The following is a 25,223-nucleotide window of genomic DNA, read 5'->3' as shown; positions in this document are numbered from 1 at the left end:
CGATGACTGCCATCGTCCCCGAGCCGTCGCATAAGAAGATCGAACCCAACAGCCTCGTCGAGATGGCCTGGGATCCGATCACGCGCATTGTCGGCAGCCTGGGTATCTATACAAAGATCGACTTCGAGAACCGGGAAGTGGTTGAGTGCCATAGCACTTCGTCCATCTTCCGCGGCTATTCCATCTTCATGAAGGGCAAGGATCCGCGCGACGCGCATTTCATCACCAGCCGCATCTGTGGCATCTGCGGCGACAATCACGCCACGTGCTCGTGCTACTGCCAGAACATGGCGTACGGGGTGAAGCCGCCGGCCCTCGGTGAGTGGATCGTCAATCTCGGCGAGGCCGCCGAGTACATGTTCGACCACAACATCTTCCAGGAGAATCTGGTCGGCGTCGATTACTGCGAAAAGATGATCGCCGAGACCAATCCCGGCGTGCTGGCCATGGCGGAGAAGACGCTCTCGCCGCACTCCAACGAGCACGGCTACCGGACCATCGCCGACATCATGCGGGCGCTCAACCCGTTCACCGGCGAGTTCTATCGGGAGGCACTGCAGGTCAGCCGGGTCACGCGTGAGATGTTCTGCCTGATGGAAGGCAGGCATGTGCATCCGTCGACGCTGTATCCCGGTGGCGTCGGCACCGTCGCGACCATTCAGCTGATGACCGACTACATGTCCCGGTTGATGCGCTACGTCGAGTTCATGAAGAAGGTCGTGCCGATGCACGACGACCTGTTCGACTTCTTCTACGAGGCGCTGCCCGGCTACGAACAGGTCGGCCTGCGCCGCACCCTGCTCGGCTGCTGGGGATCGTTCCAAGACCCCGACGTCTGCAACTTCAACTATCAGGATATGGAGGAGTGGGGCCGCAAGATGTTCGTGACCCCCGGTATCGTCGTCGACGGCAAGCTGGTCACCACCTCGCTGGTCGATATCAACCTCGGTATCCGAATCCTTTTGGGCAGTTCGTATTACGACGACTGGACCGATCAGGAGATGTTCGTCGAGGCCGATCCGCTCGGCAACCCGGTGGACCGGCGCCACCCATGGAACCAGCACACCAATCCCCGGCCGCAGAAGCGTGACATGGACGATAAGTACAGCTGGGTCATGTCACCCCGCTGGTACAACGGCAAGGACCATCTCGCGTTGGACACCGGCGGCGGCCCGCTCGCCCGCCTGTGGTCGACGGCGCTGGCCCGGCTGGTCGACATCGGCTATGTGAAGTCGACCGGGCACAGCGTGCAGATCAACCTGCCGAAGACCGCGCTGAAGGGCCCGGTCAGCCTGGAATGGCAGGTTCCGGTGCACGGCAGCAACACAATCGAACGCAACCGGGCGCGCACCTACTTCCAGGCCTACGCCGCCGCGTGTGCGCTGCACTTCGCGGAAAAGGCCCTCGAAGAGATCCGGGCAGGCCACACCAAGACCTGGGAGAAGTTCGAGGTGCCCGACGAGGGCATCGGCTGCGGCTTCACCGAGGCGGTGCGCGGCGTGCTGTCGCATCACATGGTGATCCGGGACGGCAAGATCGCGAACTATCACCCGTACCCGCCGACGCCGTGGAACGCCAACCCACGCGACAGCTACGGCACGCCGGGCCCGTACGAGGACGCGGTGCAGGGTCAGCCGATCTTCGAGGAGAACGACCGCGAGCACTTCAAGGGCATTGACATCATGCGTACCGTGCGCAGCTTCGATCCCTGCCTGCCCTGCGGCGTGCACATGTATCTCGGCAACGGCAAGACGCTGGAGAAACTGCACTCACCGACGCAAACGCTGACCGCGGAGTGAGGCCCGGTCGAGCGGAAGGTCGCAGAGATGACAGTGGACGATCGCCCGGGAGACCAGCCAGACACCGCGCTCGATGACACTGCGCTTGATAACGAAACCCGTTGGCGCACAGCGGGCGAACGGATCGAGACCTTGCTGGACGCGAGTTCGGCGGGCGGGGCCATGGCCCGTGAGCGCGCCGAGAATCTGGTGCGGGAAATCGCGGATCTGTACGGTGCGGGATTGCAGCGGGTGCTGCGGCTGCTCGGCAACGACACCGACACCATCGATCGGCTCGTCCGGGACGATCTGGTGGCCAGTTTGCTGCTGGTGCACGGACTGCACCCGCACGATGTGTACACCAGGGTGCGGACGGCACTCGACACCGTGCGGCCCTACCTCGGGTCGCACGGTGGGGACGTGGCACTGCTCGGCGTCGCCGACGGTGTGGTGCGGTTGGAACTGTCGGGCAGTTGCAAGACCTGTCCGTCGTCGTCGGTGACGTTGGAGCTGGCGGTCGAGGACGCGGTGCGGGCCGCCGCGCCCGAGATCGTGTCCATCCAAGTAGCCGAGGCGCAGGCGGTGTCGGCAGGTCTGATTGCCGCCGACTCGCTGTTCTCCCGGGTGCACGCCAACGGTCAGCAGCCCGCCGGAAACTGGGTCGCGGTACCGGAACTCGCGGAACTGAAGCCCGGCGAGGTGGGCGGGTTCGCCATCGCCGGGCTGATCGTGCTGGCCTGCCGGGTGGGCGACACCCTGTTCGCCTATCGGGATCACTGCCCGGCCTGCGACAGCTCGCTGGCCGGTGCCGCGCTGCATCGACGGGTCGGCTATCCGGTCGGCGACGCGGTGCTGCGCTGTCCGAACTGCCGTGCGCATTTCGATGCGGTGCGGGCCGGCGCGCGGGTGGACGGCGAGGGTCACCTCGAGCCGCTGCCCGTGCTGGTCCGCTCCGGTGAACTGTCGGTGGCCGTACCGGTGGAGGTGAGCGGGTGAGCTCACCGTTTCGCGCACTGCAGCGGATCACCGCCGACCGCCCACCCGCGGCGCCGGTCGGCGAGCGATGCGAGATGTGCGCTGAGCCGATCTCCGGCGATCACCAGCATGTGGTGAATGTCGAAGGCAGACAGTTGATGTGCACCTGTCGCGGGTGTTATCTGCTGTTCACCGATCAGGGCGCGCGGTTGCGCTACCGCGCGGTGCCGGACCGGTATCTGCACTTCCCGGAGTTCAGCATCAGTCAGGGGGAGTGGGATGGGCTGGAAATCCCGGTGGGGCTTGCGTTCTTTTTCCACAACTCCGCCCTCGACCGGACCGTCGCGTTCTATCCAGGGCCCGCCGGCGCTACCGAATCCGAACTGCCGCTTGCCGAATGGCAGGCGGTGCTGGACCGCCATCCCGAATTGACGGTGCTGGCACCGGATGTCGAGGCACTGCTCATCCGGGTTCCCGAACGCGGCACCGGCGAGGCCGTGTGCCTGCTGTTGCCGATCGACACCTGCTACGAGTTCGTCGGCCGAATGCGCACGCTGTGGCGTGGCTTCGACGGCGGCCAGGATGTGCACGACTACCTCGACGAGTTCTTTGCCGCCGTGTCCGCTCGCGCGAAACCCGCCCGGCCGGGCGGTGCGTGATGAGCCCGGTCAACTCGATGACCTTCGCGGTACTCGACGTGCAGCCGGAACCCTTTGCCGTCGCGCCGATACTGACCGCGCGCATCGGGATCGCCTCGCTGGCCGACGAGCCCGTGCACGCGATCGCGTTGCGCGCGCAGGTGCGCATCGAACCGCACCGCCGCCGCTACTCCGAGGAGGAGGGCGCGGGACTGGCCGACCTGTTCGGTCCGCGGGAACGCTGGCGTGACACCCAGCGCACCTTTCTCTGGATGCACTGCGCCACCATGATTCGGGGATTCCACGGCGGGTCCGAGGTGGACCTGCCGATGCCGGTCACCTACGACTTCGAGGTGACCGGGTCCAAGTACCTGCACGCGCTGCGCGACGGCAGTGTGCCGTTGATCTTCCTGTTCAGTGGCACGGTATTCCTCAAAGGGACAACCGGTTTCGGTGTTCAGCAGATCCCGTGGGATCGCGAGGACAAGTTCGACATGCCGGTTTCGGTGTGGCGCGACGTAATGTCCGCGCACTACCCGAACTCCGGCTGGCTGCGACTGAGCAGACCGACTCTGGACGCGCTTGCGACCTACAAGTCCGACCACGGAATGCTCGGCTTCGACGACGCGGTGACCCAGTTGTTGGCGTGTTGTCCGGAAGACACCCCGTCGACCGGCGAGGCGCAGCCATGACCGCCGAGACCAGGGCCAGAGCGCGTGCTGTCGCCGATGCGGTGCTGTACGAAGGGTATCTGCTGTATCCCTATCGGGCGAGTTCCCGAAAGAACCAGTCGCGCTGGCAGTTCGGCGTGCTCGGTCCTTCGGGTGCTGCCGCGGCGGGGCTCGGCGAAGAGTCGAGTATGTCGGCGCAATGCCTGGTCGACGCCACTGCCGACACGGCGATCACCCTCACGGTCCGGTTCCTGCAGTTGCAGCGCCGAGCGGTCGAGGATCGGGACGGGGCGCGGCTCGCGGAACTGACCGTCGGTGCACATTCGTGGATCACCTGGGACGAGGCCGTCGAACACGAATTCGTGTTCGGCCCAATCCCGCTCGCTGTGGGGACCTGGCCGGTGCAGGTGCCGGGCGGGTCCGATGTCGAAGACATCACCAACGCGACGGGCAAGGCCGCGGGGCGGTTGGTGCGCACCCGCCTCGCGTTGGACGCGGAACTCGAGCTCTCCGTCGACAAGGCCGCGGGCTACGTCCGGCTCTCGGTGGTGGTCCGCAATATCGGCGCGGCCGCGACGGATCAGCGAGACGCCATCGCCCGCTCGCTGATCGGCGCGCACGTCATCGCCGAAGTCACTGACGGACAGTTTCTTTCGCTGCTCGAACCGCCGGACGACGCGGCCGACGCCGCCGCCCGCTGTGTGCGGGACCGCTGGTTCCCGGTGCTCGCCGGACCACCCGGTGACCAGAGCCTGCTGCTGATCTCGCCGATCATCCTCTACGACCATCCGGAGATCGCCGAACAGAGCGACGGTCCGCTGTTCGACTCCACCGAGATCGACGAGATCCTCACGCTGCGCGTCATGACGATGACCGACGACGAGAAGGCGCAGGCCCGCGCCACCGATCCGCGTGCGGCCCAGATCATCGACCGGTGCGACGCCATGACGCCGGAGTCGATGCAGCGGCTACACGGGGTCCTGCGCGACCCACACCTAGGCCAGGGGCAACTGATTCCGGAAATCCCCGAGGGCGTCGACTGGTGGGATCCGCTGGCCGACAACGCCGTCCAACCCGAATCCGACGCGGTATCGATCGCGGGCGTGCGGGTGCGCAAGGGCAGCAGGGTCCGACTGCACCCCGCTCGGCGGGCCGATGCGCAAGACCTGTTCTTCGACGGCAAGATCGCCCGCGTCACCTCGGTGCACGAAGACGTCGATGGCCACGCCCACGTCGGCGTCGTCATCGACGACGACCCGGCGGCGGATCTGCACGAATGGTACGGCCGCTACCTGTATTTCGCGCCGGACGAAATCGAACCACTCACCAGCCCCGAAAAGTAAAGGAAGGTCCGATATGGAGATCGTCGGAATTATTGCGACCGCGGTCGTCGCGGTGATCGTCCTCGCAGCCGCCTATCTCGGCGTGCGATCGATCCCGGATTTGCGGCGGTACTTGAAGATTCGGCACATGTAGCACGGAGGAGATGTCATGACCGACCCTGATCAGCGCGAGGAACCCCAGTCGGAACGGGGCGAACCGGGCTCGCGAGATACCGGTGCCGATACGGTGGCCGGGCACCCGGATCGTCCGGCGGGCGACATCGGAGACGAAGAGACGACCTCTGCCGAGGGGACGGAGACCGAGCGGACCGCCGAGTTCACCAACGAGACCGCCGGTTCCGACGCCGAGCCCGAGGTGCCGCCCTATGCGGGACACGCCACGGAAGCACACGACCCGAACGAGACCGCCACCGGCGAAGTCGGCGGCGCGGAAGTCGGCGGGGCCACCGTGCCGACCGAGGATCAGGGGTGATCTGACGACCACAGTGCTGGTCGCGGGGATCGGCAACATCTTCCTCGGCGACGACGGATTCGGGCCAGAGGTGGTGCGGCGCCTGCCGCCGCACGCCGACCCCGCCGTGCGGGTGGTCGACTACGGCATCCGCGGCATGCACCTGGCCTACGACCTACTCGACGGGTGGGACGCGCTGGTACTGATCGACGCGGTGCCGAATCGCGGTGCGCCGGGCTGTGTCCAGGTGTTCCAGGCCGAGCCGGACAACGACGGCGCCGCGAATCTCGATGCGCACGCGATGAATCCGGAAGCCGTGTTCGCCGGCGTTCGCGCGCTCGGCGGCACCCTACCGCCGACCTATGTGGTCGGCTGCCAGATCGGATCAGTGGACGAGGGCATTGGCCTATCCGAACCCGTCGCCGCCGCAGTGGATAAGGCGGTGGCAGTGGTCGTCGAAGTTCTCGCCGATTTGTCGCTGGCGCCGATCGTCGAATCCCCCAACCACGAGCCGGCCGGCACGTCCGCGCCAGCCGCCACTCCAGGGCCGGTTGCCGCACTCGCGCCGGTTGCCATGCCCGAGTCGGCCACACGCGCTTCACCTGCCACGTTCGGACCGGTTGCCGCGCCCGGCGGGGTCGCCACGTCTGCGCCGGGTACCACGTCCGCGCCGGATGCCGACTCCACGGCGTTATCGCCCCAGCGCGTGCCCAGGTCCACCGCAGCTCGACAGGAGGAATGACCGATGTGCCTTGGCATTCCCGGCCGCGTCGTCGAAATCCTCGACGGCTACCACAATCAGATCGCGCTGGTCGATGTCCAGGGCGAGAAGCGGAAGGTGAATATCGGGCTGCTGGAGGATGATCCGGCGCGACCCGGGGACTGGGTGATCATCCACATGGGCTTCGTGGTGGAAAAGACCGACGAGGCAGGCGCGGCATCGGCGCTGGCCGGGTTGCGGATGCTCGGGAGTGGTGAAGAACCATGACCGTGCACCGGTCGCGGCGCAGAGTGGTGGTGCGTGGCGTGGTGCAGGGGGTCGGTTTCCGGCCCTTCGTCTACACCACCGCCGCGGAACTGGCACTGTCCGGGCGCGTGTCGAACGACAGCTCCGGGGTGATCGTCGAGATCGAAGGCGCACCAGCCGCTCTGGACGAGTTCGTGCGCCGCGTCGGGGCGAGTCCGCCGCCGCTCGCGGTGGTCGAATCGATCGAGCAAGCGGACATCCCACCGCGCGGCGGCACCGGCTTCCACATCGCCGACACCACCCGCGACGGCGCGGGCCGCACCCTGGCCTCGCCCGACGTCGCACTCTGCGCGGACTGCGCCCGCGAACTGGCCGACCCCGCGAACCGCCGCCACCGCCACCCCTTCATCAACTGCACCAACTGCGGCCCCCGCTTCACCATCATCGCGACCCTGCCCTACGACCGCCCCCAGACCTCGATGGCCGACTTCCCGATGTGCGCCGAATGCGCCCGCGAATACGCCGACCCCACCGACCGCCGCTTCCACGCTCAACCGATCGCCTGCCCCCACTGCGGACCCACCCTCGCCTACACGGGCCCCGGCGACCCACTCACCGCCGCCCGAAACCTGTTGCGCGACGGCGGCATCCTCGCCGTCAAAGGCATCGGCGGCTACCACCTCGCCTGCGACGCCACCAACGAATCCGCCGTAGCCGAACTCCGTAAGCGAAAGCGCCGCGGCGACAAGCCTTTCGCGGTCATGGTGCCCGACTTGGACTCTGCCCGTTCGATTGTCGAGGTCGATCCCGCGGCTGCCGCGTTATTGACCAGCCCCGCACGGCCGATCGTGCTACTGACCCGCCTTGATACCGCCGTGCCCGCGGCCTCGGTGGCTCCCCGCAATCCGGACTTGGGCGTCATGGTCGCCTATGCCCCGTTGCACCTGCTGCTGTTCGGGCTGCCCGGTGATCCGCCCGGCCCACAGGTATTGGTGATGACGTCGGGGAACCTCGGCGGCGAGCCGATCTGCTACGACGACAACGATGCCCGCAGTCGCCTCACCGGGCTCGCGGACGGCTGGCTGTCGCACAACCGGCGCATCCTCGTCCCGTGTGATGACTCGGTAGTCCGGCTTGTCGATGGCATCGAATTGCCCGTGCGCCGCTCTCGTGGGTACGCACCGCTGCCGCTGGCACTGCCCACCCCGATGCCCCCGACGCTGGCGGTGGGCGCGGATCTCAAGAACACCTGCGCGGTGGCCGACGGCCGGTACGCGTGGCTCAGTCAGCACATCGGCGACATGGACGATCTCGCCACGCTGCGTGCCTTCGACGACGCCGTGCACCACCTCGAGCAGCTCACCGGTGTGCGGCCGGTCCAAATCGTCGCCGACGGGCACCCGCGTTATCGCTCCACCGCCTGGGCGCAGCGCAATGCGGGCGACCGCCCGGTGCGCCTGGTGCAGCACCATCACGCGCACATCGCGTCGGTCATGGGGGAGCACGGATTGAGTGCGGCGGCAACGGTTCTGGGCATCGCATTCGACGGCACCGGGTTCGGCCCGGATGGTGCGGTATGGGGTGGTGAGGTGCTTGCTGCGGGCTACAAGGGATTCCGGCGATTGGCTCACCTGAAATACGCGCCGTTGGCGGGCGGCGACGTGAGCGTGCAACGGCCGTATCGGATGGCGCTGGCGCATCTGTGGGCGGCGGGCATCGAATGGTCGGAGTCGATCCCGTCGGTGCGGGCCTGCCCTGTCGACGAACGTGCCGTGCTGGCACATCAATTCGAGACCGGTCTGGGCTGCGTGCCGACCTCCAGCATGGGCAGACTGTTCGACGCGGTGTCGTCGCTGGCCGGCGTCCGGCACGTGGTGGACTACGAGGCGCAGGCGGCCATCGAGCTCGAAGGACTGGCTCGCGGCGTTCCGGCCGACGCGGGATACCGGTTCGCGGTGGACACCGAGCACACCGACGAAAACGCCCCCGCGCCGCTCGATCCGGCTCCCGTCCTCGCCGCGGTAGTGGCGGACGCGGCAAACGGTGTCTCGGCCGCCGCGATCGGCGCGCGTTTCCACGATGCCGTGGCGCACCTGATTCTCCAACTGGCGGTTGCCTATTCGGCGCCGGAGATCCCTGTCGCCCTGTCCGGCGGCGTCTTCCAGAACGCCCTCCTGCTGGCGCGATCCCGCGCCCTATTGCAGGACAACGGCTTTCACGTCATCTCCCATCGCAGGCTGCCGCCCAACGACGGCGGCCTCGCGTTCGGGCAACTACTCGCCGTCAGCGCGGGATGAGGAAAGGAGAGCGGCCATGTGCCTGGCAGTACCAGGAAAGGTGCTCGACCTGCAGGAGCGGGACGGCACCCTGATGTCGGTCGTCGACTTCGGCGGCGTGCACAAAGACGTGTGCCTGGAATACATCCCGGACGCGGCGGTCGGCGATTACGTGGTTGTGCACGTCGGATTCGCGATCCAGCGGCTGGACGAGAAATCGGCGCTCAGGACCCTCGCCGAATTCGAGCGCCTCGGCGTGCTCAACGAGGAATTCGGCGACGGCTTCGCGCTCGCCGCCAAACAAGCCGGGCTAGCCGACCCCACCGCCGAAACAGCCCCGCCACAACCAGATACAGAGGTAACACCATGAAGTATCTCGACGAGTTCAGCAATCCGGAACTGGCCGCGAAGCTGCTCGACAAGATCCGCAGCGTGACCACGCAACGCTGGGCCATCATGGAAGTCTGTGGTGGACAGACGCATTCGATCATTCGGCACGGCATCGATCAGCTGCTGCCCAACGAGATCGAGATGATCCACGGCCCCGGCTGTCCGGTGTGTGTCACCCCGCTGGAGGTGATCGACAAGGCGTTGGCGATCGCCGCGCGACCCGGCGTGATCTTCTGCTCCTTCGGCGACATGCTGCGCGTGCCCGGCAGCCAGAAGGATCTCTTTCACGTGAAGAGCGAGGGTGGGGACGTACGCGTCGTCTACTCGCCGCTGGACGCGCTGAACATCGCCCGCGAGAACCCCGACCGTCAGGTGGTGTTCTTCGGCATCGGCTTCGAAACCACCGCCCCGGCCAACGCGATGACCGTGTACCAGGCGAAACGCCTTGGTATCGAGAACTTCTCGCTGCTCGTTTCGCATGTGCTCGTGCCGCCCGCCATCGCGGCGATCATGGAGTCGCCGAGCTGCCGAGTGCAGGCTTTCCTCGCCGCCGGGCACGTCTGCAGTGTGATGGGCACCGAGGAGTATCCGCCGCTCGCCGCGAAGTACAAGGTGCCGATGGTGGTTACCGGCTTCGAGCCGCTCGACATCCTCGAAGGCATCCGCCGCACGGTTATTCAGCTGGAGGCGGGCAAATACGAACTGGAGAACGCCTATCCGCGCGCGGTGCAGGCGGCAGGCAACCCGGCCGCGCGGGCGATGCTGCGTGATGTCTTCGACGTCACCGACCGGGCCTGGCGCGGGATCGGCATGATCCCGCAGAGCGGGTGGAAGCTGTCCGAGCGCTATCAGGACTACGACGCCGAGCTCCGGTACTCCGTCAGCGATATGCATACCGACGAGTCGTCGATCTGCCGCTCCGGCGAGGTGTTGCAAGGTCTGATCAAACCGCACGAATGCGCCGCGTTCGGCAAGGAGTGCACGCCGCGAAACCCGTTGGGCGCCACCATGGTGTCCTCCGAGGGCGCGTGCGCGGCCTACTACCTGTACCGGCGGCTGGATCTGCCCGCGGAGGTGGCTCATGCCTGACGAAACGGTCGTCGCTGGGGCGACCATCGACATGGAGAGCTGGGTCTGCCCGATGCCGTTGCGGGACTCACCCAACATTGTGATGGGCCACGGCGGTGGCGGCGCGATGTCCGGCGAGCTGATCGAGCACCTTTTCCTGCCCGCCTTCGGGGCGGCCGCGGACGCGGGCCTCGGCGATTCCGCGGTGGTCACCCTCGGCGGCGTCCGGCTGGCGTTCTCCACCGACTCGTTCGTGGTGAAGCCGCTGATGTTCCCCGGCGGCTCGATCGGTGATCTCGCGGTCAACGGCACCGTCAACGACCTCGCGATGTCGGGCGCGCGGCCGATGGTGCTGTCCACCGCGTTCATCCTGGAGGAGGGCACCGCGCTGGCCGAGATCGCCCAGGTCGCCAAGGCGGTGGGCACGGCGGCGCTCGCGGCGGGCGTCACCCTGGTCACCGGCGACACCAAAGTGGTCGATTCCGGGCACGGCGACGGCATCTTCATCAACACCGCGGGCATCGGCATCGTCGATGACGGCGTCGACATCCGGCCGCAGCGGGCGCGACCCGGCGATGTCGTGATCGTCAGCGGCGATATCGGGGTGCACGGTGTCGCGGTGATGAGCTGCCGCGAAGGACTCGAATTCGGCACCACCGTGTGCAGCGACACCGCGCCGCTCAACGGCCTGGTCGCCGCGATGCTGGCCACGGGCGCGGACCTGCACGTCTTGCGCGACCCCACTCGTGGCGGGGTGTCGGCCACCCTCAACGAGATCGCCAGGGCCGCGAAAGTCGGTGTGTCACTGGACGAACGGAAGCTACCGGTGCCCGCCGCCGTGCGCGACGCGTGCGGTCTGCTCGGGCTCGACCCGATGTATGTCGCCAACGAGGGCAAGTTGGTCGCCTTCGTCGCGCCGCAGGACGCGGACATGGTGCTGGCCGCGATGCGCGAGCATCCGCTCGGCTCCCGTGCCGCGGCCATCGGCGTCTGCGTCGAGGAGCATCCGGGCATGGTGGTCGCGCGGACCGCGCTGGGTGGCACCCGGGTGGTCGATCTCCCGGCGGGGGAGCAGTTGCCCCGCATCTGTTGAGCCGCAGGTTGTCGAGAGAGTGCGGAGTTCATTATCGAGCAGGTCATCAGCGGCACCGAGTTCTTCGCCAGGTACGCCTACGCGCCGAATCGGCTCGGCTACTGCGGGCCACCGGAAGCCGTCGCGTTGCGCGGCGGCTCCGAAGCCGGCGTGCGCGCGGTAGCCAGGCAGTTCTCCGGCGCGTGGCCCTACCTGCGGGTGATGTCCAGATTGACCGGGATCGCCGACCCGCTGGACCATCGTCTCGTCGAATCGTATTGGTTGGGTGGCGGTATCGGCGCCGACCTCGACCCCGAGGCGTTCGCGGCCGAACTGCTCGCCGTCATCGGCCCACTGGCAGGCCACTACTGGACCCATCTGACCGCCGATCTCGCCACCGAAGCAGCCGCCAACCACGGCTTCCACGTACTCGGCGTATACCCATGGACTCGCCTGCTCGGCACAGCGAAGAGCAACCACCCGGTGCAGGTCCTCGACGGCTGCCGCATCTCTTGGGGCACCGTAATCGACTGCACGGGAACCGATATCACGCTGAGCCGCCGCGAACTGGTCTGGGACGGGCGCGAATTGAGCTTGTCGGACCCGGCGCCCCAGCACGCGGAGATCTGGACCGACGGCTACTCAGCCGTCCCCGACGTGACCCCCGGCGACCAAGTAGCCGTGCACTGGGGCCGCCTGTGCGACCGCCTGAACCCCAGCCAAGTCCACAACCTCGAAACCAGCACCACCCGCCAACTACGCGTCACCAACCAACGCCTAGCCGGCCCGCACTGACCGCCCCGCTACATCGAAATCCGCACCCTCTCTCGGGATCGGCACTCAGTTCACCCTATTCCGAGAGCGGATCCCAAGAGAGAGTGCGGATTTCGACGAGAGCGTGGGGGTTTAGTGTGTCGGCGTTGTGAGGTCGTAGACCGCGACGTTGCCTATGTGGGCCGAGTTGTAGTGGGCGGCAACCCAATCGGCGATTTCCTTATTTCCGGACGGGCGCCACAGGCCGTTGCTCTTCGGTGCCTGGGCGGGTTCCGAGAGGACGCCTGGCTGGTCGGCGACCTTCCAGGAGTCGGGTAGTTGTACCTCTTGGGCCAGGTAGTAGGTCACCTGGTGGGTGCTGACGAGGTGTTCGAAGTCGGGGAGGGTCGGCACGGGGTCGTCGGAGGTGAAGCCGCCGATGGCGATCACGGGCGTGCGACTGTCGAGTTCCAGGCTCGCCGCAGTCGAGGAGCGGTCGACCGCGGCCGACCACGTGGTCGTCGTGTTGCGCAGCATCTCGACGACCTGAGGTTCGGTCGTGCCGTCGAGGAACGCGGTGACGGCGCGGCGGATTTGGTTGGCGGGGCCGGGTTTCTCGGGCTTGGCGGGGCCGACGGAAGGGCCGCCGCCGACGTGTTCCTGCGGCAAGGTGGCGGCCGCGTAGGCGCAGGTGCCGCCGAGTCCGGCCAGCACGCCCGCGATCACCAGCACCGAGATGGCCCGAGTGCGCAGTCGGCTCGACACCGCGGGGAAGGCGGTGGCCAGCAGGCCCAGTGCGGCGAGCAGCGACACCGTGAGCAGGGTCCAGCGCAGCCACGGCAGCCAATCGGCATTGCGACTCAACAACACGAACGCCCACCCGCCGGTCGCGAGAATCAGTGCGGCGGAACCGATTCGGCCGAACACCTCGTCGCGCCGCCGCCACACTTCGTGCACGCCGATGGCGAACATTCCCGCCACCGCGGGCCCGATCGCCAGCGTGTAATACGCGTGCATGCCACCCTTCATGGTGGTGAACGCGATGCCGTCGATCGCTAGCCACAGCCCGAAAACCAGAGCGGCACCACGCAGTTGGTCGGTACGCGGCGCGCGCCAGCGGGACACCAGCACCACGGCGAACGCCAGCAGCGCGGCGGGCAGCAGCCAGGAGATCTCGAACCCGATCTCACCGGTGAACAGCTTCCAGTGACCCGATCCGCCGAAGCCACCGAAACCGCCGAAGCCGCCACCACCGAGATCGCGCGGCATCTCGTACCCGGGCGGCAGCTCGAAGCGGTTGCCGCCACCCCGGTGATTCTGGCCGAGGAATCGCGCGAATCCGTTGTAGCCGAGGACCAGATCCATGAAGGTGTTGTTCGTCGACCCGGCCAAGTAAGGACGCGATGAGGCGGGCCACAGAATGGTCAGCAGCACATACCAACCGGACGAGATGATCAACGCGGCAGCGGCACCGGTCAAGTGCCACAACCGATTCCGCAGCGTGGTCGGGGCGACGATGAGGTAGGCGATGCCCAAGGCGGGCAGCACCATCAACCCTTCGAGCATCTTGGCCAGGAACGCGAACCCGAGCGCGACACCGGCCAGCAGCAGCCAGCGCGGGCTCGCGTGGCGCAGCGCTCGGATGGTGCAGTACGCGCCCGCGGTCATCAGGAGCACCATCACAGCGTCGGGGTTGTTGAACCGGAACATCAACGCCACCACCGGGGTAGCCGCCAGCACCGCCCCGGCGAGCAGCCCGGCGCCGCGGCTGTCGGTCGCGCGGGTGACCGCGGCGTAGGTCAGACCGACCGCGGCGACCGCCATCAGCGCCTGCGGGATCAGCATGCTCGCGCTGCTGAAGCCGAACAGCTGGCCGGACAGTCCCATCACCCACTGGGAGACGGGTGGTTTGTCGACGGTGATGAAGTTGCCGGGATCGAGCGAGCCGAACAGTAGCGCTTTCCAGTTCCGGGAGCCCGCCCAGGTGGCGGCGGCGTAGAAGTTGTTGCCCATGCCGTTGACGGTGATGTGCCATAGGTACGCGGCAGCCGTCCCGATCAGGAGCGCGACCAGGCCCACTCGTTCCCAGCGGCCGGCCGGTGGCAGGCCGTCCGGTTCGGGCGTGTCGGCGGTGTCGGTCGCATCGGGCAGGGCCGGTTCGGCGCTGATCGTGGTCACTGCAGGAGCATGACCGGCGCAGCGGTGAAGGCGCTGGGCGCTCGCTGGCAATGTGCTGTGAACGCCCGTGGCCTGGGCGAATGAGGGTTAGACCGCGAACGGCCGCACGGATCACCGTGCGGCCGTTCGAGTATCGAGCTCGGCTAGATCTTGCGGATGACCGTGACGACCTTGCCGAGCACCTGTGCGTCGTTGCCGGGGATCGGTTCGAATACCGGGTTGTGCGGCATCAGCCAGACATCCTTGCCGGTGCGTTTGAACGTCTTCACCGTGGCTTCGCCGTCGATCATGGCGGCGACGATGTCGCCGTTGTCGGCGACGTTCTGCTGCCGAACCACGACCCAGTCGCCGTCGCAGATCGCCGCGTCGATCATCGACTGCCCGACGACCTTCAGCAGGAACAGCGAACCCTCGCCGACCAGTTCGCGGGGCAGCGGGAACACGTCCTCTACCGCCTGCTCGGCCAGGATCGGGCCACCGGCGGCGATCCGGCCGAGGACCGGCACGAACGTCGGCGTCGGCCTGCTCGGATCGACTGCGGCGCTGTCGGATTCGTCCACCGGGGCGGCGTGCAGGCTGGTGACCGCGCGGCCGACCTCGTCGAGACCGCGAACATCAACGGCGCGTGGACGATTCGGATCGCGTCGCAGAAAGCCCTTGCGCTCCAACGCGCGCAGCTGATGCGCCACCGAGGAGGTCGACGTGAGCCCGACGGCATCGCCGATCTCCCGGATGCTCGGCGGGTAGCCGCGCTCGCTCACTGAAGACCGGATCACATCCAGCACTTTGCGCTGACGCACGGTGAGATCCGCCCCGGTAACCGCCGTGTCGGCGCCGCCTTCGCTCTCTACGCCCGTGTCGTCTGTGTGCCTCACCGCAACCGCCCTTCCTTGCTGTGTCCGGGCTGATCCGTTGCCCCGGCATATCTGTGCATGGCCTGTCTTGAATTTCGTCTTTCGAATCTAGTCCGGTCGAGCCGATGTTTCAAACATCTGTTCGAGAGTGTCGGGCGTTTCCTGCTGACATTGTCGGTGGCACGTGGTAGAAATCGAACATCAGTTCTTCGAACACCTGAGCGAACAATGCATCGAAAAGCGGCACTGAACAGCGGTACCGACCAGCCCGACCGGTCCGCCCAGCTCGAACGACCCAGCTCGAACACAGACGGAGCACCCACCACGGAGGTTTGTCCGATGAGCACTGCGATCAGCGACATCAACACGGAGGTCGGCACGACCGGAGCGGCCCTCGTGCCGCGCGTCGACGAGGTCCGTGTCATCGATACTCGCGAGGTCGACCCGCGCGACATCGACTCGGCCGAGATAGATCTGGCCTTCGACACCGTCCCGCGCGTGCATCGAGGCACTTTGCGTACGCGGACACTGGATTCGACACACCGGTCCACCGTCGACCGACGCCCGCGTGGCGCACGGCCCGGCGGGGTCGCTGTATACGACCGTGGCACACGGACTTCGACCGTGCGCCGCCCGAGCGGCGCCCATCCGGGCGAGCTGGTCGAGCAGGCGCAGGTCGGTTTCGCCGTCCTCGCGGTGGCCGCGCTGCTCAGTGCGCTAGTGGTGGCCGCGCTCATCACACTGGCGCACCTGCGGGCAGGGGACTGGGGTACCGACACCTCGACGAGCACTGTGCCCGCGGTGGTCGACGGACGGTCGGCGCCCGTCGACGTCGTGCCCGGAAGTGCGCTGCCCCAAGGCGATATCGCGGCGCGCTGATCGTCAGGTCTGCCCGCACCCCCATCCTCCGCGCGAATCTTGTCGAGTAGGGGTTTGGCCTTCGACTTGCTGGCCGATCGCGAAGTGACCGAATTTGTTGATCGCCGACTAGAGCATGTTGCTAGTGTGCTGAACACGTGATCTGGCAAAGGTCTTTGCCAGACATGGCCTTGGCCTTCGAACGAGTTCGGGACTAGCAATGACGCACCTCGCCACCGCCGGACGACCTGCCCGGCTTCTCGCCCGAATCGTCGGGCTCGCTCTATGTCTCGTATTCGGGTTCGGGTCTGTCCCGGCCGCTCAGGCGGCGCCTGCCTATGCGGAGTACCTGGATCTACCCTCCGTCAACGGTGATGGCGCGGGCGGCGGCGGGCTGAATCCCGCGCTCCCGCTGGACGAGTCGGTGTTGTCCGGGGCGGTCGACGAAGCCCGCGCCGACGGTGTGTCGCCACGCCGATACGCCACCTTGCTGCACCAGTACTGGCTGGTCGTCGCGACCCGCACCGCCGGGATCGATCTCGCGGCCTGGGATCCGGTGCGCGGTGTACACGCCAACGAGCGCACGTTCAACCAGGTGTACGTCAACTACCTGCGGCTCACCACGCAGCACCCGGAGTTCTACTGGGCCGGGCTGGCCGGCATCGCGGGCGGTTCGTTCGCCTCCGGATTCTTCGACATGAGCGATGTCGGTGTGGTGCTCGACGTGCCCGGCATCCATCAACTCGGCGATGCCGTCGCCGACCTGTTGCGCAACACGCCACCGGAACTGGTGCGCGAGTTGCCCGCCGACATCCGCCTGCTCGCCGAGCAGGGATCGCGGCTCAGCGCCGAGGATGTCGCCTGGTACCAGACCCGGCTGATGATCATGCAGAAGCACATCTTCACCGACCTGGTCCCGATGCACGAGGCGTATGTCGCGCTGGGTATGCGCGGCATCGACGAGATGTACGACGCGGGCGTGCTCGACGCCGACATCCACACCGCGTGGCAGTCGATCGCCGCGGGCACCCGCGAGGGCTATATCGACGCGCTGATCCGCATGACCGATCGTGAACAGAATCGGGTGATAGCCGACCAGTGGGATGCGACCTCGGCGGGCCGCGCTCCGATCGGCCGCGTGCTGACCTACGTCAGCACCATCGCGGGCAAACCCGCCGTGCCCGGAGTCCGTGCTCCGGGCGTGTTCGCACCGGCCACCGTCCGCGCCGACCTCGGCGGCCGTACCCTGGCCCTGCGCACCCCGCTGCCCGACTTCAACTGGGCCGACCGCGACACCCGCTGGACCTACATCACCGGCGACCTCGTCCCGCGCCATATCGATATGGAACTGAATCCCGCGCTCGGCCCCGCTGTGCTCGGCGAGTCGTTCTGGAACAAACTCGCCCGTGGCCGCCTCGTTCCGCGCCTGCCCGAACTCATCGCCGACCTGACCTCACAGTGGCAGATCGTCGAATAGTCCGGCCGTAGGTGGCGATTACGCGGGGCAACGCAGGGCGAGTGGGACATCCCGCGTACCCGGACAGGTATCCTCGAAGAGCTATGCAGGTATTCCGCATATCGCCTGAGGTTTACCTGGTGCCGGGGTCCAGGCCCCTGTACACGTGCTCGCCGGGACGGTCACCCCGATCGGTTGCCGGGCCGGCCGCGAGCGCGCGCATCGACGAAGGATCTCTCGGATGCATTGCCCGTACTGCCGACACCCCGACTCCCGGGTGGTGGACTCGCGCGAGGCCGACGAAGGCGCGGCCATCCGCCGCCGCCGCGCGTGCCCGCACTGTGGGCGGCGGTTCAGCACGGTAGAAACCGCGATCCTGTCCGTGGTCAAACGCAGCGGCGTCACCGAGCCGTTCAGCAGGGAGAAAGTCATCCGCGGCGTGCGCCGCGCCTGCCAGGGTCGTGAGGTCGACGACGACGCGCTGAACCTGCTCGCCCAGAAGGTGGAAGACGCGGTGCGCGCCAAGGGATCTCCCGAGGTGCCCAGCCACGAGGTCGGCTTGGCCATCCTCGGCCCGCTGCGCGACCTGGACGAGGTCGCCTACCTCCGCTTCGCCTCGGTCTACCGTTCCTTCACCTCCGCAGCGGATTTCGAACGCGAGATCCAGGAGATGCGTACCGCCCGCGAGGCGGCGGCCGTCCCGGCCGAATAGCAACAGCCGCAGATGCTTTGATTTGCCGCAGACCGATTCGCACGCGATTGCCTGTGCGGCGAATCGGGAGGTGTGCGGCTGCTTCGGCGGCGGATGCGTCGATTGCACGGCTGCTGCGGTTGAATAGCAACGGCCGCAGTTCCTTTGATTCGCCGCGTACCGATTCGCATGCGATTGCCTGCGCGGGGATCAGGGGGTGTGCGGCTGGGTTAGCGGCGGATGGCGGCTATGGCGCGTTCGATGCGCTTGGCGGACACCGGGTATGGGGTGCCGAGTTTTTGGGCGAAGAGGCTGATTCGGAATTCTTCTAGCATCCACCAGATTTCGACCACGGCCGGTGCGTGGCGGCGGGTTTCCGGCAGGGAGTTGATCAGGCGGTCGTAGGCGGCGAGGGCGCGGTCGAATTCGATCATGCCCTGGCGGTCGCGGACCGCGGAGGCGGGCAGCGACTGCAGGCGGGCGACGGCGGCCTGGAGGTAGCGGGGGAGTTCGCGCAGCCGGGTGCTGCCCCATTCGGAGACGAAGCCGGGGAAGACGAGGTTGTCGAGTTGGTCGCGGACGTCGTCGGCGATGTCGCGTTCGGAGGTTTCCGCCAGCGCGGCCGAAACCCGGTGTGCCTCGGCCAGAATCGGCACCACCAGGCGGACCAGTTGGGCGACAGCGGAGACGAAGTCGGGGCGGATCTTGGCGACCAGTGCGGCGAAGTCGTCCGGGTTGTGCACCGGCCCGCCCGCGGCGGCGATGAGCTCGTCGGCGGCCGCGGCGCGGCAGTCCTCGATCAGCGCGTCCAGTGATCCGGACGGATTCTGGCTCAGCGCAAGACGATCCGTGGGACGCAGGCTCGACGTGACCGCGCGGACCGAGGTCGGCAGCGCCTTCAGGACGAGGGCGCGGGTGCCTGCCCGCATCGCGGTGGCCTGTGCGGCAGGGGAACTGAGCACGCGAACCGCCACACCGTCGCCCTCTGGGACCAGTGCCGGATAGCCGGTGACCGTCTGCCCGGCGACCTCGCGGCGGACAGTCGGCTCCACGGTGCCGAGCGATTCCGATGTCCACGCTGCCGCTGGTGCCCGTTCCGCGCCCGCTGTCGCGCGCGCGACTGAAGCGGCAACCTGCTCGGCCAGCCGGGTTTTCAGCGTCGGCAGGCTCTTGTCGCGGGCCAGCACTCGGCCGTTGGTGTCGACGGCCGCGAACGTCATCCGCAGATGATCCGGCAGCGCAGCGGTGTCGAGGTCGGTCGGGTCGATCGTGATCGAGCCGAGGCGCGACAGTTCCCGCGCCAGCCCGATGCGCAGCGGCTCGGCTCGCGGGGTGAGCGCGGCCAGTGCCGCCGCCGCGAAATCCGGCGCCGGAACGACGCTGCGCCGCAACGCCTTCGGCAGCGTCTTGATCAGTGCCGCGGCCAGCTCGTCGCGCATGCCTGGCACCAGCCAGTCGAAGCCGACGGCACGCACATGGGCCAGCTGCTCGACCGGAATGCGGACGGTGACACCGTCTTCCTCGTTGCCCGGCTCGAATTGGTAGGTGAGCGGGAAGCTGAGCTCGCCCTGTCGCCAGGCGTCGGGGAAGGCGGCCGGATCCAGCGCGGCGGTGCCCGCGTTGACGACGGTCGAGGTCGAGAAGTCCAGCATGGCCGGGTCTTTCCGGCGCGCGGACTTCCACCAGCTGTCGAAATGCCGCACCGAAACGATGTCGGCGGGCAGGCGCTTGTCGTAGAACTCGAACAGCACCTCGTCGTCGACCAGGATGTCGCGGCGGCGGGCGCGGTGCTCCAGATCGGCGACGTCGTCGATCAATTCGCGGTTGCGGTGGAAGAAGTCGTGGCGGGTCTGCCATTCGCCCTGCACCAGTGCGTGTCTGATGAACAGTTCGCGCGACAGTTCGGGATCGATGCGGCCGTAGTCCACTTGCCTGCCGGTCACCAGTGGGATGCCGTACAGAGTGACGCGCTCGTAGGCGCTGGCAGCACCCCGTTTGGCTGACCAATGTGGCTCGGAGTAGGTGCGTTTCACCAGATCGCCGGCGAGCCGTTCCGCCCACTCCGGCTCAATCTTGGCCGCCATCCGGCCCCACAGCCGCGACGTCTCGACCAGTTCAGCGGCCATCACCCAGCGGGGCGGCTTCTTCGCCAGTGACGAGCCGGGGAAGATCATGAACTTCGCGTTGCGCGCGCCGAGGAACTCTCGCGACTCCGCTTCGCGCAGCCCGATATGGGACAGCATGCCCGCCAGCAAGGCTTGCTGGATCCCGGTGGAATCCCAAGGCATGTCATCGGATTCGAGCGTCGAGTTGGTGGCGGCCTGCGGCGCGCCACCGCGCTTCGAGCGGCCACCACGAGATGCGTTGGCATCCTGCCGGTTCGATGTCCCGGACGGTGGATTTTCGGCGGATTGCACGTTGGCCCTGCCGGACCTTCCGCGGCGCCGCCCGTTCTCGTCGTCCTGACGCGAGTCGGGCTGTCTGCCGGGTGCGCCGTCGCCGCCCTGGTTGCGGCGCGACCCGCTTTCGGCGCCTTCCGGCGAGTCGGGCTGTCCGCTCGATGCGCCGTTGTCGCTCGACTGCCCACGGCGCGAACCACTTTCGGTGCCTTGCCGCGAATCAGACTGACCGCCCGCTGCTTCCCGGCCGCCCTTACGGCGGGATCGTCCTCGGCGCGAATTGCCGCCCTGTGCGTCTTCGTCGCCCGCGTCCTCGGATCGATCCGACGTGCCGTCCGCCGACCACCCGAGCCCGCGCGTGATGGTGCGCAACTGCCCGTGCAGGTCCTGCCACTCGCGAATTCGCAGGTAGTGCAGGAACTCTTCCCGGCACATCCGCCGGAACTGGTTGGACGACAACGACTTTCGCTGCTCGGTTAGGTAGTCCCAAAGCCGAAGGTAGGCAAGGAAATCCGAACCTTCGACGATGAACCGCGCGTGTTTGGTATCGGCGGCCTGCTGGTTGTCGGCGGGTCGCTCGCGCACGTCCTGAATCGACAGTGCCGCGACGATGATCAACACCTCCGCCAGATTCCCGCTGCTGTGCGCCTCCACCAGCATTCGCGCCATCCGCGGATCGACCGGCAGCTGCGCCATGTCGCGCCCGATCGGGGTCAGCGTGAGCCCGGCATCGGATTCGGTGTCGCCGCCCGTCCGCCGCCCCAACGCGCCGAGCTCTTCCAACAGCGCGATGCCGTCGCGGATCGCCCGCTTGTCCGGCGCCTCAACGAACGGGAAGTTCTCGATATCGCCGAGCCCGAGCGCGGTCATCTGCAGGATGACGGCGGCCAGATTGGTGCGCAGGATCTCCGGTTCGGTGAACGCGGGCCGCGACTCGAAATCGTCCTCGGAGTACAGCCGGATGCAGATGCCGTCGGCGACGCGACCACAACGACCGGCGCGCTGCCGCGCCGACGCCTGGGAGACCGGTTCGATCGGCAGCCGCTGCACCTTGGTTCGCATCGAATAACGCGAAATGCGTGCTGTCCCAGGGTCGACCACGTACCGGATGCCGGGCACGGTCAGCGAGGTCTCCGCGACATTGGTGGCCAGCACCACGCGACGGCCGGGATGCGGCGCGAACACCCGGTGCTGTTCGGCGGTGGACAGCCGCGCGTACAGCGGCAGGATCTCGGTGCGCGGCAGCTTCAGATCGCGCAAAGCGTCGGCGGCGTCCCGGATTTCGCGTTCACCGGAAAGAAACACGAGCACATCTCCGTCGCCCTCGGCGAACAGTTCGGTGACCGCGTCGCCGATGGCGTCCACCGGGTCGCGGTCCACCACCCGGGTGTCCTCGTCGTCTTCGTCGTCGGCGCCGGGCAGTTCCAGCGACAGCGGCCGGTAGCGCAGCTCTACCGGATAGGACCGGCCGGACACCTCGACAATCGGTGCGGGAGTGCCCTTCTCGCCGTCGTCGGTTGGCGTCGCGAAGTGCCGGGCGAACAATTCCGGATCGATGGTCGCCGAGGTGATGATCAGCTTGAGGTCGGGCCTGCGCGGCAGCAGCTGTTTGAGGTAACCGAGCAGGAAGTCGATATTGAGGCTGCGTTCGTGCGCCTCGTCGATGATGATCGTGTCGTAGCGGCGCAGCAGCCGGTCACGCTGGATCTCGGCGAGCAGGATGCCGTCGGTCATCAGCTTGATCAGCGTGCGGTCGGACGCGTGGTCGGTGAAGCGGACCGTGTAGCCGACGGTGTCGCCGAGTTCGGTGCCGAGCTCCTCGGCGATGCGCTCGGCGACGGTGCGCGCGGCCAGCCTGCGCGGCTGGGTGTGACCGATGGTGCCGCGAATACCGCGCCCGAGTTCCAGGCAGATCTTCGGAATCTGGGTGGTCTTGCCGGAGCCGGTCTCGCCGGCCACGATCACCACCTGATGCGCGGCGATGGCGGCGGCGATGTCTTCGCGGCGCTGGGTGACCGGCAGCTGCTCGGGATAGCGGATCTCCGGTACGGCGGCACGGCGCGCGTCGATGCGGAGCTCGGCCGCGGCGATCTCGGCCTCGACCTTGCCGAGGTCGGCACCGCGCGCCCGGTCGAGCTGGCGGCGCAGCCGGTATTCGTCGCGGAGGGAGAGATTCGCCAGGCGGGTGCGGAGCTCGCGGGGTCCGGTGTCAGCTGTCCTGGTCATTACAGTGATAAGCGTAGCGAAGGGCGGCAAGTGGTATTTCCGTCAGGCGGCACGACCGGGTTGCCCGCAGTGTGCGGACCGTCTGGATCTCCCGGGTCAACGGTGGTTGATATGCGAGGATCGGGCGATGGACGCCGATTCGGGCACGGCTTGGGTGTATCGCGGTCTACGGATCGCCTTCGGTGTGCTCGGCGCCGTGGCGCTGGCCTGGATCCCGCTGCGCAATCTGCACGAGGCGACGTTCTCCCCGGGAAACTACTTCAGCTTCTTCACCATTCAATCGAATGTGCTCGGTGTGCTGGTGTTGCTGATCGGCGGTCTACTCGATCCGCACGGCCGCCGCTGGGAGATAGTGCGCGGCGCGAGCGCGCTGTATCTGCTCATCACCGGCGTGATCTACGCGGTGCTGCTGGCCAATATCGATGTGATGCTCACCGATCGCTGGATCAATGACATCATGCATCGGGTCATGCCGATCGTGATGGTTGCGGACTGGGTGCTGGTTCCGGCTCGCCAGCGGCTCACCCTCTCGCCGCGCCTGGTCTGTCTCTGGCTGATCTATCCGCTCATCTACGGCATCTACACCCTGATTCGCTGCCCGATCGTCGATTGGTATCCGTACCCCTTCATCGACCCTCGGCAACAGGGCTACGTCTCGCTGGCGATCGGTTTGATCGTGCTCACCGGCGTCTTCACCCTCCTGGCCGTGGCCATAGCGGCCGTCGGCGGACTGGCCCGCCGCCGAACGCCGTGAGCTCACCACACGGCGGCGCGTCTCGAAGTGTGCCGCGACCATGTCCCGGCCGCGGCCCGCGCAGACGTGTTGATGGCCATACGGGTCATCGGGCAGGATGGTATTCGGCCTGGTGGGGCAGGTTTTGCGGGGATAGCTGAACAGGTAATCCGTCGGCGCGATTCGGAGGGCGACACCTTCCTCCGGTAAAGGTGGACACATGAACTCGCTATGGCATGGATTTGCCGACATGGGCGCGGTCGAGCGGGACGGCGCGTTCGTCGTCGCCCGTGGCGAGGGCGCCTATATCTACGACGCCGACGACAACCGCTACCTGGACGCGACGGCGGGGCTCTGGTTCACCAACGTCGGCCACGGCCGCGGCGAGATCGCCGACGCGGTCGCCGCGCAGCTGCGCCAAATCGCGCACTACTCCAACTTCGGCGATTTCACCGAACCGGCCACCCAACAGCTCGCCGAGCGGTTGTCCGCGCTGGCACCGGTGCCGGGCAGCAAGATCTTCTTCACCTCCGGCGGCTCGGACTCGGTGGACACCGCCGCCAAGCTCGCCCGCCGCTACTGGCATGAGCTCGGCAAGCCGGACAAGACCATCGTGGTCGGGCGGCAGAAGGCCTACCACGGCATGCACGTCGCCGGCACCGCGCTGGCGGGCATCCCGGTCAACCGCGAGGGCTACGGCGAGCTCATGGCCGACGCGCGCACCATCGAATGGGACGACCCGAAGTCGTTGCTCGCGTTGATCGAGGAGATCGGCGCCGACCGCATCGCCGCGTTCTTCTGCGAGCCGATCATCGGCGCGGGCGGCATCTACCTGCCGCCCGACGGCTACCTCGCCGAGGTGCGCCGCATCTGCCGCGAGCACGACATCCTGTTCGTCGTCGACGAGGTCGTCACCGGCTTCGGCCGGATCGGCGGATCGTGGTTCGCCTCCTCCCGCTTCGACCTGCAGCCGGACCTGATGACCACCGCAAAGGGGCTCACCTCCGGCTACGTCCCGATGGGTGCGGTCTTCATCGCGCCGCACATCGCCGAGCCGTTCTTCGCGGGTGGCGTCTGGTGGCGGCACGGGTACACCTACGGCGGGCACGCGGGTGCCGCCGCGGCCGCGCTGGCCAACCTGGACATCGTCGAGCGGGAGAATCTGCTCGACGAGTCGGCCCGGCTGGAAGCGACATTGCACGAAAAGCTTGCCCCGCTGGCCGAACACCCGCGCGTCGCCGAGGTGCGCAGCGGGCTCGGTGCCGTCGCCGCGGTCCAGCTGGTCGATCCCGCCGAAGGCCTGCCGATGGTGAAAACCTTACGTGCCCACGGTATTTCGAGCCGTGCCGCAGGCCAGGGCGCCATGCAGATCTCGCCGTCGTTCGTGATGACCGATGAGCAGGTCGACGAGATGGTCGAAGGCTTCACCCGCGCCCTCGGCTGAGC

At 67.4% G+C, this 25,223-nt stretch carries 21 protein-coding genes and 1 pseudogene; 19 read left to right on the top strand and 3 right to left on the bottom strand.

From position 1 onward, the window contains the following. Window positions 1–2 precede the first annotated feature (2 nt). From ACIA8C_RS19185 to ACIA8C_RS19120, 14 genes and pseudogenes are all read left to right on the top strand, one after another. Window positions 3–1,799, top strand: coding sequence for a nickel-dependent hydrogenase large subunit (locus ACIA8C_RS19185; protein WP_397136313.1), 1,797 nt, complete (start codon window positions 3–5; stop codon window positions 1,797–1,799). Between the two features lie 162 nt (window positions 1,800–1,961). Continuing rightward, window positions 1,962–2,774 (top strand): NifU family protein, encoded by an 813-nt coding sequence (locus ACIA8C_RS19180; protein ID WP_397136582.1) that lies wholly within the window; start codon window positions 1,962–1,964, stop codon window positions 2,772–2,774. Beyond that, on the top strand, window positions 2,771–3,412 hold the full coding sequence (locus tag ACIA8C_RS19175; protein ID WP_397136311.1) for a DUF5947 family protein: 642 nt from the start codon (window positions 2,771–2,773) through the stop codon (window positions 3,410–3,412). Before ACIA8C_RS19180 ends, ACIA8C_RS19175 begins: the two co-directional genes overlap by 4 nt. Beyond that, a complete protein-coding gene (locus tag ACIA8C_RS19170) occupies window positions 3,412–4,083 on the top strand; it encodes a DUF6084 family protein (protein ID WP_397136309.1) in 672 nt (223 codons plus the stop codon). The genes ACIA8C_RS19175 and ACIA8C_RS19170 overlap by 1 nt, the downstream gene beginning before the upstream one ends. After that, complete coding sequence (locus ACIA8C_RS19165; RefSeq protein WP_397136307.1) at window positions 4,080–5,405, top strand: hypothetical protein; 1,326 nt, start codon at window positions 4,080–4,082, stop codon at window positions 5,403–5,405. The genes ACIA8C_RS19170 and ACIA8C_RS19165 overlap by 4 nt, the downstream gene beginning before the upstream one ends. 13 nt (window positions 5,406–5,418) lie before the next feature. After that, window positions 5,419–5,538, top strand: a complete 120-nt coding sequence (locus tag ACIA8C_RS19160) for a DUF6893 family small protein (protein ID WP_397136305.1) — start codon at window positions 5,419–5,421, stop codon at window positions 5,536–5,538. A 15-nt stretch (window positions 5,539–5,553) separates the two neighbouring features. Further along, on the top strand, window positions 5,554–5,877 hold the full coding sequence (locus tag ACIA8C_RS19155; RefSeq protein ID WP_397136303.1) for a hypothetical protein: 324 nt from the start codon (window positions 5,554–5,556) through the stop codon (window positions 5,875–5,877). A gap of 1 nt (window position 5,878) precedes the next feature. After that, window positions 5,879–6,367 (top strand): annotated as a pseudogene (locus ACIA8C_RS19150) (hydrogenase maturation protease); the annotation flags it as partial. A gap of 234 nt (window positions 6,368–6,601) precedes the next feature. After that, entirely contained in the window at window positions 6,602–6,844 is a 243-nt protein-coding gene (locus ACIA8C_RS19145; RefSeq protein WP_397136301.1) for a HypC/HybG/HupF family hydrogenase formation chaperone, read from the top strand. Next, the gene (gene hypF, locus ACIA8C_RS19140; protein WP_397136299.1) at window positions 6,841–9,120 is read left to right on the top strand and encodes a carbamoyltransferase HypF; all 2,280 of its coding nucleotides are present in this window, start codon (window positions 6,841–6,843) and stop codon (window positions 9,118–9,120) included. Before ACIA8C_RS19145 ends, hypF begins: the two co-directional genes overlap by 4 nt. Window positions 9,121–9,136: 16 nt before the next feature. Continuing rightward, complete coding sequence (locus tag ACIA8C_RS19135) at window positions 9,137–9,469, top strand: HypC/HybG/HupF family hydrogenase formation chaperone (protein WP_397136297.1); 333 nt, start codon at window positions 9,137–9,139, stop codon at window positions 9,467–9,469. Next, the gene (gene hypD / locus ACIA8C_RS19130) at window positions 9,466–10,578 is read left to right on the top strand and encodes a hydrogenase formation protein HypD (RefSeq protein WP_397136295.1); all 1,113 of its coding nucleotides are present in this window, start codon (window positions 9,466–9,468) and stop codon (window positions 10,576–10,578) included. Before ACIA8C_RS19135 ends, hypD begins: the two co-directional genes overlap by 4 nt. After that, window positions 10,571–11,650, top strand: coding sequence for a hydrogenase expression/formation protein HypE (gene hypE / locus ACIA8C_RS19125; RefSeq protein WP_397136293.1), 1,080 nt, complete (start codon window positions 10,571–10,573; stop codon window positions 11,648–11,650). Before hypD ends, hypE begins: the two co-directional genes overlap by 8 nt. 30 nt (window positions 11,651–11,680) lie before the next feature. Continuing rightward, window positions 11,681–12,424, top strand: coding sequence for a DUF6390 family protein (locus ACIA8C_RS19120; RefSeq protein ID WP_397136580.1), 744 nt, complete (start codon window positions 11,681–11,683; stop codon window positions 12,422–12,424). Between the two features lie 111 nt (window positions 12,425–12,535). Here ACIA8C_RS19120 and ACIA8C_RS19115 read toward each other — a convergent pair whose 3' ends face one another. Then, window positions 12,536–14,560, bottom strand: a complete 2,025-nt coding sequence (locus tag ACIA8C_RS19115; RefSeq protein ID WP_397136291.1) for an ArnT family glycosyltransferase — start codon at window positions 14,558–14,560, stop codon at window positions 12,536–12,538. Window positions 14,561–14,703: 143 nt separating this feature from the next. Continuing rightward, window positions 14,704–15,360: a transcriptional repressor LexA gene (lexA, locus tag ACIA8C_RS19110; protein ID WP_397136578.1), complete on the bottom strand. Its 657-nt coding sequence runs from the start codon at window positions 15,358–15,360 to the stop codon at window positions 14,704–14,706. Between the two features lie 393 nt (window positions 15,361–15,753). Between lexA and ACIA8C_RS19105 the strand changes: the two genes are divergently transcribed. From ACIA8C_RS19105 to nrdR, 3 genes are all read left to right on the top strand, one after another. Continuing rightward, entirely contained in the window at window positions 15,754–16,293 is a 540-nt protein-coding gene (locus tag ACIA8C_RS19105) for a hypothetical protein (RefSeq protein WP_397136289.1), read from the top strand. Window positions 16,294–16,492: 199 nt separating this feature from the next. Beyond that, complete coding sequence (locus ACIA8C_RS19100) at window positions 16,493–17,749, top strand: hypothetical protein (protein WP_397136287.1); 1,257 nt, start codon at window positions 16,493–16,495, stop codon at window positions 17,747–17,749. Between the two features lie 220 nt (window positions 17,750–17,969). Continuing rightward, a complete protein-coding gene (gene nrdR / locus ACIA8C_RS19095) occupies window positions 17,970–18,440 on the top strand; it encodes a transcriptional regulator NrdR (RefSeq protein ID WP_135232248.1) in 471 nt (156 codons plus the stop codon). Window positions 18,441–18,649: 209 nt separating this feature from the next. Here the strand turns inward: nrdR and hrpA are convergent, their stop codons facing one another. Beyond that, the gene (gene hrpA, locus ACIA8C_RS19090; RefSeq protein ID WP_397136285.1) at window positions 18,650–23,044 is read right to left on the bottom strand and encodes an ATP-dependent RNA helicase HrpA; all 4,395 of its coding nucleotides are present in this window, start codon (window positions 23,042–23,044) and stop codon (window positions 18,650–18,652) included. A gap of 127 nt (window positions 23,045–23,171) precedes the next feature. Here hrpA and ACIA8C_RS19085 point away from each other — a divergent pair, with 127 nt between their 5' ends. Next, entirely contained in the window at window positions 23,172–23,798 is a 627-nt protein-coding gene (locus ACIA8C_RS19085) for a Pr6Pr family membrane protein (protein ID WP_397136283.1), read from the top strand. Between the two features lie 199 nt (window positions 23,799–23,997). After that, entirely contained in the window at window positions 23,998–25,221 is a 1,224-nt protein-coding gene (locus tag ACIA8C_RS19080; RefSeq protein ID WP_397136281.1) for an aspartate aminotransferase family protein, read from the top strand. The last annotated feature ends 2 nt before the right edge of the window (window positions 25,222–25,223 follow it).

Source organism: Nocardia sp. NPDC051321 (assembly GCF_044455225.1).
Taxonomy (GTDB): domain Bacteria; phylum Actinomycetota; class Actinomycetes; order Mycobacteriales; family Mycobacteriaceae; genus Nocardia.
The sequence above is the reverse complement of the archived record's forward strand: the minus strand, read 5'-3'. Positions and strand labels throughout refer to the sequence as shown.